Origin of the sequence: Streptomyces sp. NPDC006235, assembly GCF_040613735.1 — a bacterium.
GTDB lineage: Bacteria > Actinomycetota > Actinomycetes > Streptomycetales > Streptomycetaceae > Streptomyces.
Genome location: NZ_JBEXSR010000005.1, coordinates 331,177 through 344,982 on the forward strand (window position 1 = coordinate 331,177; position 13,806 = coordinate 344,982).

The window sequence follows — 13,806 nt, forward strand, 5'->3', positions numbered from 1 at the left end:
TCCCGGACGACCGGGTCATCCCCGGAGGGGAGCATTCTCGCGTCCCACGGGAAGTGGACATCGCCGGCCGGAATCTCCTCCTTGCGGAGGACATCAGGCTGTTTCGCACTGCGATCGCAGCATGCCTGACGGTTCGTCAGTATTGAACATTGCGACCGTCGCGGCTACGTTCCGCGACATCCAGCCCGACGTGAAGAGGTGGTCGCATGGCCGAAGTCAGCGCGGAGGCACGCATCGGGGCGCCGGCCGAGAAGGTGTGGGCGAGGCTCACGGACTGGTCCTCGCACGGCGAGTGGAACACGACCCACACGAGCTTCCCGCAGGGCGGCCCCGACGCCCTCGACGTGGGCGCGACGTTCCGGGAGAACATGCGGCTGATGAACTTCCCGGCCGAGGTGGAGTGGACCGTCGAGGCACTGGACCCGGCCCGGGTGCTCGCCATCCGGGGCAAGGGCCCGATGGGCGTGACCGTGGCGACGCGCTACACCCTCACGCCCGACGGCGACGCGACGACGGTCCGCATCGACGGCGAGTTCACGGGCGCGACGGTGTCGCTGATGGCGGGCAAGCTCAAGGACTCGGCCACGGCGGCCCTGAACGAGTCGCTGCGCAGGCTGGACGGGCTGATGACCTGACACACCCCGGGCGGGCGGTCCGGCGCAAGCAGAAGCGCCCCGTGGATCACTCCATGGGGCGCCTGCGCCCAGCGCCTGATCGTCAGTCCTCGTCGGCGAGGATCAGATACAGCTTCTTGCGGGCTTCGTTGATGACGCCGAGCGCCTTCTCCCGCTGCTCCTTGCTGCCGGTCTTCCAGACCTGCCCGAAGGCCTCCATGAGACCGAAGCCGGCCTGGCGGATCTCCCCGAGAGCCTCCCAGTCGACCCCGCGGGAGGCCTCCTCCCAGGGCGCCTCGGGTCCTACTTCGGCCGCGGTGCGACCCGCCTCGGTGAGCGAGAACAGCTTCTTGCCGCCCTCTGACTCACTCGTGATCAGGCCCTCGTCCTCCAGCAGCTGAAGGGTGGGATACACCGAGCCGGGGCTGGGCTTCCACGCCCCGCCGCTGCGCTCGGCGATCTCCTGGATCATCTCGTAGCCGTGCATCGGCCGGTCCTTGAGCAGGGCCAGGATCGAGGCCCGCACGTCACCGCGCCGCGCCCGTCCCCTCGGCCCGCCGCGCCCTCGTCCGCCCCAGGGCCCGGGGCCGAAGCCCGGACCACCGGGCCCGCCCCAGCCGGGACCGCCCGGCCCAAAGGGCCCGAAGGCGGCACGCAGCGCCTCGAAACCGCCCCGGCCGCCGTGACGGGGTCCGCCGTGGCCATGTCCGTGCTCGAATCCGTGGGTATGCATCGCCAACACTCTCCATTCCATCGTTGATCTGTCGCGATGCCTCAACGATATATCGGTAGTGTTCGCATGGCAAGGCCGCTTCGGTGGGTCGCGGAAAACCTGTGGAGCCCTCGGAGGACGTGTCCGTACCGTCCGTGGGGTGACGTATCTGAGCCCCCTGGGGTATCTCCTGGGCATCGAGGGTGCCGCTTTGCTGCGCGGTTTCAGGGAGGGGAGCGCCGACCAGGCGTTCGTCGGGGCCCGGATCGCCGAGATCCGCACCCTGTTGGACACGCCCGCCCTCACCCATGCCGAGGAGGTCACGGCGAGTGCGGGCACGATCAGCACCGCCGACGTCTACCAGGCCTGGGCGCCGCACTACGACGCCCCGGGCAACCAGATGATCGACATCGAGCAGCCCGTGGTCCGACGCATCCTGGACGGCCTGCCCGTCGGCACGGCCCTGGACGCGGCCTGCGGCACCGGCCGTCACACCGCCTACCTGCGGGAACTCGGCCACCATGTGATCGGCGTCGACGCCTCACCGGACATGCTCGCCCAGGCCCGCAAGCGCCTGCCGGATGTCGACTTCCACGAGGCCGACCTGCACCGGCTGCCGCTCCCCGACAACGCGGTCGACACCGTCGTGTGCGCGCTCGCCCTCACCCACGTCCCCGATCTCGCCCCCGTACTGGCGGAGTTCGCGCGTGTCCTGCGCCCCGACGCGAACCTCGTGATCTCGGACGCGCACCTGCTGGTGTCCTATCTCCGGCCGACCCTGGCCCGCCGTCCCGGCCCGGACGGCCGCCCGTCCCTCCTCACCGAGCACCACCGCCCGCTCAGCGCCTACCTCGCCGCGGCCCTCCCCCTGGGCTTCCAGGTCCGGCACTGCGAGGAACCCCGCCGCCCGCGCCACTCCCTCGACCCCACCACCGCCCCGGACCCGCTCCCGGCCCATGTGTCCTGGGACTTGCTGCACTGGTGCCCGGAAGCGTCGACCGCGGCCCTGGACGACTCCCCGATCGCGGTCGTCTGGCACTTCCAGCTCGACGGCCCCCGGGAGGGCTGAGCAACCGCATCAGGGCCGGGCGCCGAGCCATTCCCGGAAGGGCCCGCGAGCTCGGCGTGCGGGCCGGGCAGAAACCCGCCGACCGCCGCCGTCCCGGCACCGTGGGCATGCCGGAGCCGTTGACCCCCGACAGGCGACTGCTCCGCATCGGCCTCGGGGAGCGCCCGGCGAGAGGAGAGGCTCGCGAGTGAATCGGTCCAGGGCTCGCCGATTGGCCTTGGTCCGCTGCTGCGGCGAGCCTCTAGCGTCGGGGCATGCGGATTCGAATCGTCGACGCCTTCACCGATCGCCCCTTCTCCGGCAACCCGGCCGGGGTCGTTCTCCTGAACGACGCGGACGCCTTCCCGGACGACACCTGGCTCCAGAACGTCGCCCTGGAGGTCAACCATGCCGAGACGGCCTTCGCCCGTCCCCTCCCCGCGGGCGGCGAGGCCGACTGGGCGCTGCGCTGGTTCACCCCGGCCACCGAGGTCGCGATGTGCGGCCACGCGACCCTGGCGACCGCCCACGTCCTGCACACCACCGGCACCCACGAGGGCCCGGTACGGTTCGTCACCCGCAGCGGCGTCCTCGTCGCCACGCCCGCCGAGGACGGTTCCATCACGCTCGACTTCCCGACCGCTCCGCTCACCCGGATCGACCCGCCGGACGGCCTCGCCGAGTCCCTGGGCACCGAGCCGCTCACGGTCTTCGACACCGGCCGGAACATCGGTGACCTGCTGGTCGAGGTCGCCGACGAGAAGACGGTGCGCGGCCTCGCCCCCGACCTCAAGGCCATCGCCGCCCAGTCCGAGCGCGGCGTCATCGCCACGGCGCGCGCGGACGATCCCGACCAGGGCTACGACTTCCTCTCGCGCTGCTTCTTCCCGAACGTCGGCATCGACGAGGACCCGGTGACCGGCAGCGCCCACACCGCGCTCGCCCCGTTCTGGTCCGAGCGCCTCGGCAGATCGCGCCTCACCGGCCTCCAGGCCTCGCCCCGCTCCGGCCGCGTCCGCACGGAGCTGCGCGGCGATCGCACCCTGCTGTCCGGCAGGGCGGTCACCGTCATCGAGGGCGAGTTGCTGGCCTGAGGCAAGGCCCCCGGTCTCTTACGCCGTCGGCAGCCAGCCGACCTTGCCCGCCAGCAGGGCGTAGCCCACGAAGGCACCGATGTCGAGCAGCGAGTGGGCCACCACCAGCGGGCCCACCCGGCCCCAGCGCCGGTACAGGTAGACGAACACCACGCCCATGACCATGTTGCCGATGAAGCCGCCGATGCCCTGGTAGAGGTGGTACGAGCCGCGCAGGACCGAGCTGCCCACCAGCGCGGCCACCGGTGTCCAGCCCAGCTGGCCGAGGCGGCGCAGCAGGTAGCCGACGACGATCACTTCCTCCAGCACCGCGTTCTGGATCGCCGAGAGGATCAGCACCGGGTACTTCCACCACACGTCCGGCAGCGCCTCGGGCACCACCGTGAGGTTGAAGCCGAGGCCGCGGGCGGCCAGGTAGAAGGCTATCCCTGTGCTGCCGATGACCGCCGCGATCGCCGCCCCGCGGCCGAGGTCGGGCCAGGGGCGGGTGCGGTCGAATCCGATGGTGCGCAGGCCCGCGCCCTCACGCAGCAGGAAGTGCGCGACGAGCACGACGGGCACGAGCGCGGTGGTGATCCCGACGAGCTGCCAGGCCAGGTCGAGCCAGGGACGGCCGGGCGCGGCCGAGGCGTTCATCGTGGCCGCCTGGTCCTTCAGCCCGCCGGGCTTGGTGACGGAGCCGATGAAGCTGATCAGGGCGGAGACTCCGCTCGCCCCCAGCGAGAGCGCCAGCACGAGGAGCGTCTCGTTGCGGAGCATCCGCCGCGAGAGCCGCTGCTGGGGAATGGAATCGTCGGCCCCCGGGCTCGTCTCCGCCTGCACACCTGCCTCCACTTCACCGACCTGTCGGATCAGTATGAGGGCAGCGGGAGATCGGCCCGGCGGCGCATCAGCCCAACAGCACCGGCTCCGGCGACCCCACCGGCCAGGTGTGCACCGGGTCGCCCTTGTGCATCAGCTCGCGATAGCGCCGGGTCGTGGCGGCCAGCGCGGCGTCCCTCGGGTGTCCCGCGTCCAGTGCCTTGTGGAAGGTCGCGGCCTGCCAGCTCGCCCCGTTCATCCGGCGCCGGCACCGCTCCTCGATCACACCCAGGTACAGATCGCGGTCGGCCGGCTCCACACCCCACGCGTCCAGCCCGGCCTCGGCGAGCGGCAGCAGTTCGTCGCGGACCAGGCTCACCGCGTCGACCTGCCCGGTGCCGCCGTAGCGGCCGCGCCGGGGCCAGGTGAAACGGGCGTCGATGCCGTCCTTGCACGCGGCGTCGAAGTTGGCGGCGGCGGCCTCGAACGGCAGCCGGGTCCACACCGGCCGGGCCTCCTCGGCGAGGGCCCGGATGAGGCCGTAGTAGAACGCGGCGTTGGCGACGACGTCGATGACGGTGGGCCCGGCGGGCAGGACGCGGTTCTCCACGCGCAGGTGGGGGACGCCGTCGGCGACGCCGTAGACCGGGCGGTTCCAGCGGTAGATGGTGCCGTTGTGCAGGACGAGCTCGGCGAGGGACGGCGCGCCGCCCTGGTCGAGCACCTCCAGCGGGTCCTCGTCGTCGCAGATCGGCAGCAGCGCCGGGTAGTAGCGCAGGTTCTCCTCGAACAGGTCGTACGCCGAGGTGATCCAGCGCTCCCCGAACCAGGTGCGCGGCCGGACGCCCTGAGCCTGGAGTTCGGGCGGGCGGGTGTCGGTGGACTGCTGGAACAGCGGGGGCCGCGACTCACGCCACAGCTCACGGCCGAAGAGGAACGGCGAGTTGGCGCCGACAGCGATCTGCGCGGCGGCGACCGCCTGAGCCGCGTTCCACACGTCGGCGAAGCGGGCCGGGGTGACCTGGAGGTGCAGTTGCACGGAGGTGCAGGCGGCCTCCGGCGCGATGGACTTGGAGGTGCAGCGCAGGTGCTCGACGCCCGCGATGTCGAGGGTGAACTCCTCGCCGCGGGCGGCCACGATCTGGTCGTTGAGGAGGGTGTAGCGGTCGACGTCGGAGAGGTTCGACGACACCAGGTCGTCCCGGTCGAGGGTCGGCAGAATACCGATCATCACGATTCCGGCGTCGACTTCCCCGGCTTTCCGGTCGGCATATGCCAGTGACGTACGGAGTTCCTCCGCGAGACGATCGAATACCCGGCCACCCAGACGGTGTGGGGGAATGTTGACTTCCAGGTTGAACATGGCGAGTTCTGTTTGGAAATCGCGGCTCGCGATGCGTTCCAGGACTTGCGCGTTCAACATTTTCGGCATGCCGTCGGTGCCCGCGAGATTCAACTCGATCTCCAGCCCCATCAGGTTCTTGGGGCGATCGAACCGCTTCTCCGCCAGGAGTCGCTCCAAGCCCGTCAGGCACCGACGGAGCTTGTCGCGGTAGCGCTGGCGATCGGACAGGTCGAACCCGCCTGCCACGACCTTCTCCCCCATCGAAGCGTCCCTCCTCGGATGATGCGGGCCGAAGATCCGGCCGCCGGGGTCCCGGTCAGGTGGAGGATGCCCAGCGAAAGCGATCGATAACGTCCCGGACGGGCCCGTCGGCCGCTACGCTGGTCATGGATGACCGGTGGCACATTCACTCGGCATGACGCAGCGGCCCGGGTTTCGGGGTTGCGCGAACTCGTGAAAAACGCCGACGAGAATAGGCCGACCGCCGCGGGAGCATTCGCCGAGGTCATCGCCGCGCAGCCCCACGTGAAATCGGGATAATTCTCACGTATCGCCGACCGAATGTACCCTTGTTCTACTCACCGGAAACGGCTAGACGAAACATAGTCTCAACCCGTGTCGTATAAACTCCGCGAACAAGGCAGAAGGTTGGCGCCCACGGTCGATGGGTCATGCCGTCGAGGCGATGTTCGGCGGACCCACCCCCCTCTCGTTCTTGAGACCCCGGCCCCTGCCTGTCTGAACCCCGTGAGCTGACAGCGCCGTCCGCCCCCGCCCTCGTGCCACCGTGCCTTTGAACTGAGAGGCGACCCACCATGCCGCTGCATGTCCCCCCGGCTCCCGCGCCCGCACTCCGTTCCGTCCTGACTGCGCTCTCCTCTCCCACCGTGGTCCGCGAGGCCCGAACTCCCTCCCTGCTCCGCGCACAGGGACCCGCCACTCCCGAGCTCCCCCTGCCCGTCCACGTCCTCGACCGCGTCACGGCCGAGGGGGTGTCGGCCACCCGGCTGGCCGGGTGGCGCTTCCTGATCCGCTGCGGCGACCGTGCGGTGGCCGCGGCGGAGACCATGCTCACTCCCGACGGCTGGGCCTTCTCGCGCTTCTTCGAGGGCCCGTACATCGCCTCCACCGAGCGCGCCCTGCGCCAGGCCGAGACGATGGCGCAGCCGTACCAGCCCCGCCTGCTGTCCGTGCCCGGCCTGTACATGCTGACGCTCTGGCTGCACGAGGACTGCACCGCCGACGGTGCCGCCGGCCACCCCGCCGCCACCGACCTGCTGGTCCCGCTGGCCCCCGCGCCCCCCGGCATCGCGGCGCACCGCCCGCACCGCGTCGCCGAACTGCTCCCGGTCCTGACCCACCGGGTGACTCCCACGCGGCTGCTCGGCTCACCCGCCTGAAGCACCGCGCTCCGAAGCTCTCCGCGCCCCGTCGTCGAATTCCGGCGACGGGGTCGCGCTTTTTCGTTCCGCCCCCCTATTCGCTCGTACGAGCGCTCAATAGCTCGTACGAGCCGGAATGGATCACCTGTCCGACCGGACTAGCCCTATTCGGCCACCACGAACCATCCGAAGTGACAGTCCAGTTGGGATGAACCGTCCGCGCGGGTGATGCGTCATGAACCTGTGAGAAGCGGTGCCGCGAAATCCCTGCGGATCGACGCCCGTGGGGCAACACTGGGTTCCGACGACTTATCACAACGGGGGGCGGCCATGAACGATACTTCTAGCCGCGGAACAGACACGACAGCCGACTCAGCGATCCCATCCACCACGACACAGCGAGAGAACCCACCCATGTGCCAGCACCAGACTCCGTGCCCGTCAGCCGACTCCGCCGACCGGGAATCCGCCCGTCTCGTGGCGCACCACCCGGAGCAGGGTTGGAGCCTGCTGTGCAACGGCGTGCTGCTCTTCGAGGACACCGGCGAGCTCCTGCCGGACGGCCGGGTCATCGCCCCGCACCGTCCGCTGGCCTCCAGCCAGGTCATGACGGCCGCCTGAGGCCGCCGGGCGGCGTGACCTCCCGCCCGCAGACATGAGGGGCCGGCCGCAGGAGACCCTGCGAACCGGCCCCGACGCGTGTCCGGGTGCCGTCACTCCCCGTCACGGCCATGAACGGGACGGTACGCCTTCCCACGGATGCCCGTTCTCCGGAAGACTCCTGGAAGTTTCGGGGTCGCCCGTCGACGGAGGTGGGGCAAGTGGCAGCACATGAGGCCGGGGCCGGGGGAAGGGTCACGATCACGGAGATCGCCCGAGAGGCCGGCGTGTCCGTACCGACCGTGTCCCGCGTCGTCAACGGCCGGTCCGACGTGGCGCCGCAGACCCGGGCCCGCGTCGAGGACCTGCTGCTCCGGCACGGCTACCGCAAGCGCCCCGCGGCCCCGGGCACCCGGGCCGGCCTGCTCGACCTGGTCTTCAACAACCTCGACAGCCCCTGGGCCGTGGAGATCATCCGCGGGGTCGAGGAAGTCGCGCACGCGGCCGGGGTCGGCACGGTGGTGTCGGCCATCCACGGGCGTTCGGGCGATGCCCGCGAGTGGATGCGCAACCTCCGGGCCCGGGCCTCGGACGGCGTCATCCTCGTCACCTCGGCCCTGGAACCGACGCTCCACGAGGAACTGCGCATCCTCGGCGTCCCGCTGGTCGTCGTCGACCCGGCGGGCTCGCCCGCCCTGGAGGCTCCCACCATCGGTGCCGCCAACTGGTCGGGCGGCAGGGCGGCCACCGCGCACCTGCTCTCCCTGGGCCACCGCCGGATCGGCCTGATCGCGGGGCCACCGCGGCTGCTGTGTTCCCGGGCCCGGCTGGACGGCTACCGCGCGGCCCTGGAAGGCGCGGGCATCGCGATGGACGAGACCCTCGTCGTCCCCGGCGACTTCCGCCCCGAGTCGGGCTTCACCGCCTGCGAGGCCCTGCTCGCCCTGCCCGAGCCGCCGACCGCCGTGTTCGCGGCCAGCGACCAGATGGCACTCGGCGCGATCGAGGCCCTGCGCCGACGCGGGCTGCGGGTGCCGCAGGACATGAGCGTGGTCGGTTTCGACGACCTTCCGGAAGTCCGCTGGTCGGCTCCGCCCCTGACCACGGTTCGCCAGCCCCTGGCCGACATGGGCAAACTGGCCGTCCGCACGGTGCTCCGCCTGACCCGCGACGAACACCCGGCCTCACCGCGAGTCGAACTGGGAACGGACCTGGTGGTGCGGTCGAGCACGGCACCTCCGGCAGCGCGGGCCTGACGGCCGGCCGCACCTGACGAACCCGCCCGACCGGGCGGAGGCCGACGAGATACGGCGGGCCACACCGAAGAAGCGGGACAGAGCCGGCAGGGGCGACAGGCACGGGGAAGAAGCGGTGCCGGGCCGGACAGGGCGCGCCGGCCCAGCCGAAGAAGCCCGGCCGGGCCGACGAGGCACGGCGGGGCGTGGCTGAACCGCCCCTCGCGCCTCGGGTGCGGCCGCGGCCAGCTCTGCCGACCCGACGCCCCCCCCCACGGCGCCGGCCCCCTCTACGCGGCGCGTTGCCTCAACCACTGCCCGGCACGAGCGCAGCCGCGGCCCACCAGCCGTAACCCGAGGCGACCGCGGCTTCCCGGCCAGGCCTCACCCGAGCCGACCGCGCCTCCACGCCAGGCCTCACCCGAGGCGGCCACGCCCTGCCGCACACCGTCTCCCGCCACACACCGCCTGCCCCCACACGCCGCCCGCCACCCCCACAGCCGCCGAAGCACACGCTGTGGCCCCGCCCTCAAGCAAGTCGGCTCCCCGGCACAGTCAGGAAATGGCGCCCCGCCCCCACAACGGGGCGCCACCCACCCCCTACCTCCCCCCGAGCGCCTCACGCAGTGCGAAGTACGCCGGCTTCGGGGCCAGTTGCTCGTCCCACGGCAGGGCCGCGCCCTCGCCCGGGAAGAACGCCGGGATCCACGAGTACTTGTCCGTGTAGTCCCAGAGGGTGACACCGACGCAGCGGCGCACCGCCAGGCAGGCCTCGGTCACGTCCCGGTACCACTCGGCCTGCTGGGTCAGCTTCTCCTCGGTCGCGGGCAGCTGCATCCGTATGTCGACCTCGGTCAGCGCGGTGTCGAGGCCGAGCCGGGAGAAGCGACGGAGGTTGTCCTCCAGGGTGGTGGGATAGCCGTACTGGAGAGCGAGGTGGGCCTGGAGGCCGATGCCGTGCAGCGGGACGCCCTTGGCCTTCAGTTCCTTGGCCAGCTTGTAGTACGCGTCGCTCTTCGCGCCGATTCCCTCGATGTTGTAGTCGTTGAGGTACAGCCTGACCCGCGGATCGGCCTGGTGCGCCCAGCGCAGCGCGTCGGCGATGTAACCGGGCCCGAGCGTCTTGTAGAAGACCGACTCGCGGTACGTACCGTCCTCGTTGAACGCCTCGTTGACGACGTCCCAGGCGAAGACCTTGCCCCGGTAGTGCCGTACCTCGGTCTGGATGTGCTTCTTCAGCACGGCCCGCAGCTCCCGGGCCGTCCACTCCCGTTCCGTGAGCCACTCGGGCAGCTGGCTGTGCCAGACGAGGGTGTGCCCGCGCACCTTCTGCCGGTTGGCGCGGGCGAGGTTCACGATCTCGTCGCCCTGGGAGAAGTCGAACACGCCCTGCTGGGGCTCGGTCGCGTACCACTTCATGCCGTTGCCGGGGGTGATCTGGTCGAACTCGCTGCCGAGCAGGGCCGTGTAGGGCGCGTCGCCGAGCTCGGGATTGTCCGTCGCGCTGCCGAAGTAGCGGCCGTGCCGCTGGGCGAGGTCGGCGAGGGTCGGTTCCTCGCCGTGCCGCTCGTCCGCCTGTGCAGTCGGCCCGGTGGCTATGCCTGCGAGCATCAGCGCGGCGGCGAGGGCCCCGGCGAGTCTGAGCCGTGGAGCGGTCTTGCGCATGGTGCGACTCCTCACGATCGGTGGGTGGGTGAGCCGTACGTCCGCGGCGCGCGTCAGCCCTTCGTCGCGCCCGCGGTGAGGCCGCCGACGAGCTGACGCTCGGCGACCGAGTAGAAGGCGAGGGCGGGGACCATGGCCAGCACGAGATAGGCGAAGACCTTGGCGTACTCCGCGGAGTACTGCCCCTGGAACTGCTGCACGCCGATCGGCAGGGTCCACCACTGGGAGTCCGTGAACACCAGCAGCGGCAGGAAGAAGTTGTTCCAGCTGGTGACGACGGCCAGCACGGACACGGTGCCGAGCGCAGGCCGTGCCATGGGCAGCAGCACCCGCCAGAAGAAGCCGAACGAGCTGCATCCGTCGAGCGTCGCCGCCTCCTCCAGCTCGCCCGGGATCTGCCGGAAGAAGCCGCGCAGGATGATGATGGTCATCGGCAGCCCGAAGGCCGCCTGCGGGAGGATCACGCCGAGCGGGTTGTCCAGCAGGTCCAGGGAGCGCAGCAGCAGGAACAGCGGCAGGGCCGCCACCGCGAAGGGGAACATCAGCCCCATCGTGAACAGTGTGAACAGCACCTCCCGGCCGCGGAAGGCGAACCGCGCGAAGGAGAAGGCCGACAGCGCGGAGACCGCGACGACCAGGACGGTCGTGCCCACCGCGATCAGCGTGCTGTTGCCGATCAGCCGCCAGAAGTCCCCCGAGCCGAGGATCTGGGTGTAGTTGGAGGTCACCCACGACTCGGGCAGACCGACCGGGTTGCGGGAGAGCTCGTCGGTGGTCTTGAAGCCGGAGAGCATGGCGTAGAGCAGCGGGACGGCCATGACCGCGCCGACGAGGACCAGGATGAGGTGCAGAGGGAGGGTTCTGCCCCTGCGGGATGTCCGACTGTGCGTCACTTTCCGTCTCCCCGCATGGTGGTCGTGGCCCCTTCCAGGTCGCGCCGGAGCACGAACCGCTGGTAGGCGAGGGCGAAGACGAGACTGATGCCGAACATGACCACGCTGATCGCGCTGGCGTAGCCGACCTGGTAGCGCTTGAACCCGTACTGGAACATGGTCACGGCCATGGTCTCGGAGTGGTGGTCGGGTCCTCCCGCGGTGGTCACCCAGACCAGGTCGAAGAGCTGGATGGCTCCGATGACCGACAGGAAGACACTGATGCGCAGGGTGGGCGCGAGCAGCGGCAGCGTCACGTTGCGGAAGCGCTGCCAGGGGCCGGCCCCGTCGATGAGCGCCGCCTCGGTCAGCTCCCTGGGGACGGCCTGCAGCCCGGCCAGGTACAGCATCATGTGGAAGCCGAAGTACTTCCAGGTCATGACCAGGAACAGGGTCGCCATGACGGTGGACGGATCGGCGAACCACTCCCCGCCCAGACCGTCGAGGCCGACCTTGCCGAGGACCTGGTCGGCGAAGCCGTCGTCCGGGGCGAAGATCATGCCGAAGAGGATTCCGGTGATGGCCTCGGACAGGACGTACGGGGCGAAGAACAGCATCCGGTACACCGCCCGGCCGCGCATCCGCTGGTTGAGCAGGACGGCCATGGCGAGCGCGAACGGCAGCTGGACGACGAGCGACAGCACCAGCAGGACCAGGCAGCGCCACAGGTCGCCCAGGAAGACGTCGTCCTGGAAGAGCCGGGTGAAGTTCTCGCCGCCGATGAAGTCGGTGGGCATGCCGAAGCCGCCCCAGCGGAAGAACGCGGCGTACAGCGCGAACAGTATCGGCAGCAGGACGAGCCCCAAGAACAGCACCAGGGCGGGAAGTTGGAAGCCGGTCGCGGTCAGCCAGTTCAGTGCCCGCCGCCGGGCCCGGCTCCGGGCCCGGTCCGTGGCCGGGGGCGGCGGGCCGACGTCGCGGCCGGTCCGTTTGTCCGGCAGGAACGTGGAGGTCATCGCCGGTTACTGCTCTTCCTTCGTGGTCTTCGTGATCGACTGGGCGACCTGCCCGGGCGACTTCGACCCGGAGATGAGCGCGGCGACGCTGTCGTTGACCTCCTGGCCGACGGCGGGCGCGTACGCCTGGTCGAGGTAGAGCTGGAAGCCGGTGGCCTTCTTCAACTGCTCCTGTACGGCCTTGATGTTGGGGTCGACGATGGCTTTCTCGGCCGCCGGGACCACGGGCAGGGTGCCGGTCTTCTTGACCAGTTCCAGGTCGGTGGCCTCGGACGCGAAGAACTTCAGGAAGTCGACGGCCTCCTGCGGGGCGCCCCGGCGCAGGGCGTGTCCGCCGCCTCCGCCGAACACCTCGGTGAGGGCGCCCTTGCCGCCCTCGACCGCGGGGAACGGGAAGAACCCGAGGTCCTTGCCGAGGCCCTTGCCCGCGTCGGCCTGCACCACCGGCGCCCACTGACCCATGAGTTCCATGGCTGCCTTGCCGTTGCCGACGGCGGCGGCCTGCCCGGTGGGGCTGTTGTAGGCGGCGCCGAGGAAGCCCTTCTGGAACGGCTGGAGGCCGACGAGTTCCTTGAGGTGCTCTCCCGCCTCGACGAAGGGGGCGCCGGTGAAGTCCTTGTCGGCGTAGGCCTTCTCCAGCGCTTCGGCGCCGGCGGTGCGCATCGCCAGGTAGGCCCAGTAGTACATGCCGGGCCACTTCTCCTTGCCGGCCAGCGCCAGGGGCGTGACACCGGCGGACTTCAGCTTGCGTACGGCGTCGAGGAAACCGCTCCAGGTGGTCGGGGGCGCGCTGATGCCGGCCTTCGCGAAGAGCGACTTGTTGTACCAGAAGCCGATCATGCCGATGTCGAACGGGATGCCGTAGACCTTGTCGTCGATCAGGTACGGCTCCTTGGCGACCGGGAGCAGGGCGTCGCCCCAGGGCTTGGTCCGGTCCGTGAGGTCCTCGACGAGTCCGGCGTCGACCTGCTGCTTGAGCACGCCGCCGCCCCAGGTGTGGAAGATGTCGGGAAGCTTCCCCGAGGAGGTGAGGGCCGTCATCTTCGACTTGAAGGCCTCGTTCTCCATCTGGACGATCTTTATCTTGACCTTGGGGTTCTGCGCCTCGAACTTCCGGGCGAGACCGGCCCAGACGGTCTTGGCCGGCTCGGTGGTGGAGATGTTCCACCACTCGATCGTGGTCGTCCCCGACGACCCTCCGCCCGAGTCCCCGCCGCATGCGCTCAGTGTCGTCATTCCGAGACCGGCTGCGGCGGAGGCCGCCAGGAAGCCGCGGCGGGACAGTGCCGGGTCGCCCATCATGCGCTCCTTGGGTACGGGACGGCGCTCCCGCGTCCGTCCACTGGATCGAAAGTTTCGGAAGAGATCCAGAAAGCTTCGTTGATGCCGCACCCTAGAGACAGGCGCCAAACACTGGCAACC

General features: G+C 70.4%; 13 protein-coding genes. 6 read left to right on the plus strand and 7 right to left on the minus strand.

Going from position 1 to position 13,806, the window contains the following annotated elements; all coding sequences use genetic code 11:
• The first annotated feature begins 206 nt into the window (after positions 1-206).
• Positions 207-635 carry an SRPBCC family protein gene (locus tag ABZ192_RS09160; protein ID WP_356923879.1) on the plus strand — a complete coding sequence of 143 codons (429 nt, stop codon included), beginning with the start codon at positions 207-209 and terminating at the stop codon, positions 633-635.
• Positions 636-717: 82 nt separating this feature from the next.
• Here the strand turns inward: ABZ192_RS09160 and ABZ192_RS09165 are convergent, their stop codons facing one another.
• A complete protein-coding gene (locus ABZ192_RS09165) occupies positions 718-1,347 on the minus strand; it encodes a PadR family transcriptional regulator (RefSeq protein ID WP_356923880.1) in 630 nt (209 codons plus the stop codon).
• Between the two features lie 139 nt (positions 1,348-1,486).
• Between ABZ192_RS09165 and ABZ192_RS09170 the strand changes: the two genes are divergently transcribed.
• Positions 1,487-2,395 carry a methyltransferase domain-containing protein gene (locus ABZ192_RS09170; RefSeq protein WP_356923881.1) on the plus strand — a complete coding sequence of 303 codons (909 nt, stop codon included), beginning with the start codon at positions 1,487-1,489 and terminating at the stop codon, positions 2,393-2,395.
• 254 nt (positions 2,396-2,649) lie between these two features.
• Positions 2,650-3,468: a PhzF family phenazine biosynthesis protein gene (locus ABZ192_RS09175; protein ID WP_356923882.1), complete on the plus strand. Its 819-nt coding sequence runs from the start codon at positions 2,650-2,652 to the stop codon at positions 3,466-3,468.
• 18 nt (positions 3,469-3,486) lie between these two features.
• On the opposite strand, the gene ABZ192_RS09180 is transcribed toward ABZ192_RS09175, so the two are convergent.
• Entirely contained in the window at positions 3,487-4,290 is an 804-nt protein-coding gene (locus tag ABZ192_RS09180) for a type II CAAX endopeptidase family protein (protein WP_356923883.1), read from the minus strand.
• A 67-nt stretch (positions 4,291-4,357) separates the two neighbouring features.
• Positions 4,358-5,875: a glutamate-cysteine ligase family protein gene (locus tag ABZ192_RS09185; protein WP_356923884.1), complete on the minus strand. Its 1,518-nt coding sequence runs from the start codon at positions 5,873-5,875 to the stop codon at positions 4,358-4,360.
• A gap of 554 nt (positions 5,876-6,429) precedes the next feature.
• Here ABZ192_RS09185 and ABZ192_RS09190 point away from each other — a divergent pair.
• The 3 genes from ABZ192_RS09190 (at position 6,430) to ABZ192_RS09200 (ending at position 8,852) form a co-directional block, all read left to right on the plus strand.
• The gene (locus ABZ192_RS09190; RefSeq protein ID WP_356923885.1) at positions 6,430-7,014 is read left to right on the plus strand and encodes a hypothetical protein; all 585 of its coding nucleotides are present in this window, start codon (positions 6,430-6,432) and stop codon (positions 7,012-7,014) included.
• A 396-nt stretch (positions 7,015-7,410) separates the two neighbouring features.
• Positions 7,411-7,617, plus strand: a complete 207-nt coding sequence (locus ABZ192_RS09195) for a DUF5999 family protein (RefSeq protein WP_356923886.1) — start codon at positions 7,411-7,413, stop codon at positions 7,615-7,617.
• Positions 7,618-7,817: 200 nt separating this feature from the next.
• Complete coding sequence (locus ABZ192_RS09200; protein ID WP_356923887.1) at positions 7,818-8,852, plus strand: LacI family DNA-binding transcriptional regulator; 1,035 nt, start codon at positions 7,818-7,820, stop codon at positions 8,850-8,852.
• A 579-nt stretch (positions 8,853-9,431) separates the two neighbouring features.
• On the opposite strand, the gene ABZ192_RS09205 is transcribed toward ABZ192_RS09200, so the two are convergent.
• The 4 genes from ABZ192_RS09205 to ABZ192_RS09220 all read right to left on the minus strand — a co-directional run bounded on the left by ABZ192_RS09205 (position 9,432) and on the right by ABZ192_RS09220 (position 13,683).
• The gene (locus tag ABZ192_RS09205) at positions 9,432-10,496 is read right to left on the minus strand and encodes an endo-1,4-beta-xylanase (RefSeq protein WP_356923888.1); all 1,065 of its coding nucleotides are present in this window, start codon (positions 10,494-10,496) and stop codon (positions 9,432-9,434) included.
• 53 nt (positions 10,497-10,549) lie between these two features.
• Positions 10,550-11,314: a carbohydrate ABC transporter permease gene (locus ABZ192_RS09210; protein WP_356923912.1), complete on the minus strand. Its 765-nt coding sequence runs from the start codon at positions 11,312-11,314 to the stop codon at positions 10,550-10,552.
• A 71-nt stretch (positions 11,315-11,385) separates the two neighbouring features.
• Positions 11,386-12,384: a sugar ABC transporter permease gene (locus ABZ192_RS09215; protein ID WP_356923889.1), complete on the minus strand. Its 999-nt coding sequence runs from the start codon at positions 12,382-12,384 to the stop codon at positions 11,386-11,388.
• Positions 12,385-12,390: 6 nt separating this feature from the next.
• The gene (locus tag ABZ192_RS09220; RefSeq protein WP_356923890.1) at positions 12,391-13,683 is read right to left on the minus strand and encodes an extracellular solute-binding protein; all 1,293 of its coding nucleotides are present in this window, start codon (positions 13,681-13,683) and stop codon (positions 12,391-12,393) included.
• Positions 13,684-13,806: the final 123 nt, after the last annotated feature.

Excerpts from the sequence above, each read along its gene's own strand:
- ABZ192_RS09160 (WP_356923879.1), top strand. The coding sequence starts at position 207 with ATGGCCGAAGTCAGCGCGGAGGCACGCATCGGGGCGCCGGCCGAGAAG.
- ABZ192_RS09165 (WP_356923880.1), bottom strand. The coding sequence starts at position 1,347 with ATGCATACCCACGGATTCGAGCACGGACATGGCCACGGCGGACCCCGT.
- ABZ192_RS09175 (WP_356923882.1), top strand. The coding sequence starts at position 2,650 with ATGCGGATTCGAATCGTCGACGCCTTCACCGATCGCCCCTTCTCCGGC.
- ABZ192_RS09185 (WP_356923884.1), bottom strand. The coding sequence starts at position 5,875 with ATGGGGGAGAAGGTCGTGGCAGGCGGGTTCGACCTGTCCGATCGCCAG.
- ABZ192_RS09190 (WP_356923885.1), top strand. The coding sequence starts at position 6,430 with ATGCCGCTGCATGTCCCCCCGGCTCCCGCGCCCGCACTCCGTTCCGTC.
- ABZ192_RS09195 (WP_356923886.1), top strand. The coding sequence starts at position 7,411 with ATGTGCCAGCACCAGACTCCGTGCCCGTCAGCCGACTCCGCCGACCGG.
- ABZ192_RS09205 (WP_356923888.1), bottom strand. The coding sequence starts at position 10,496 with ATGCGCAAGACCGCTCCACGGCTCAGACTCGCCGGGGCCCTCGCCGCC.
- ABZ192_RS09210 (WP_356923912.1), bottom strand. The coding sequence starts at position 11,314 with ATGGCCGTCCCGCTGCTCTACGCCATGCTCTCCGGCTTCAAGACCACC.
- ABZ192_RS09215 (WP_356923889.1), bottom strand. The coding sequence starts at position 12,384 with ATGACCTCCACGTTCCTGCCGGACAAACGGACCGGCCGCGACGTCGGC.
- ABZ192_RS09220 (WP_356923890.1), bottom strand. The coding sequence starts at position 13,683 with ATGGGCGACCCGGCACTGTCCCGCCGCGGCTTCCTGGCGGCCTCCGCC.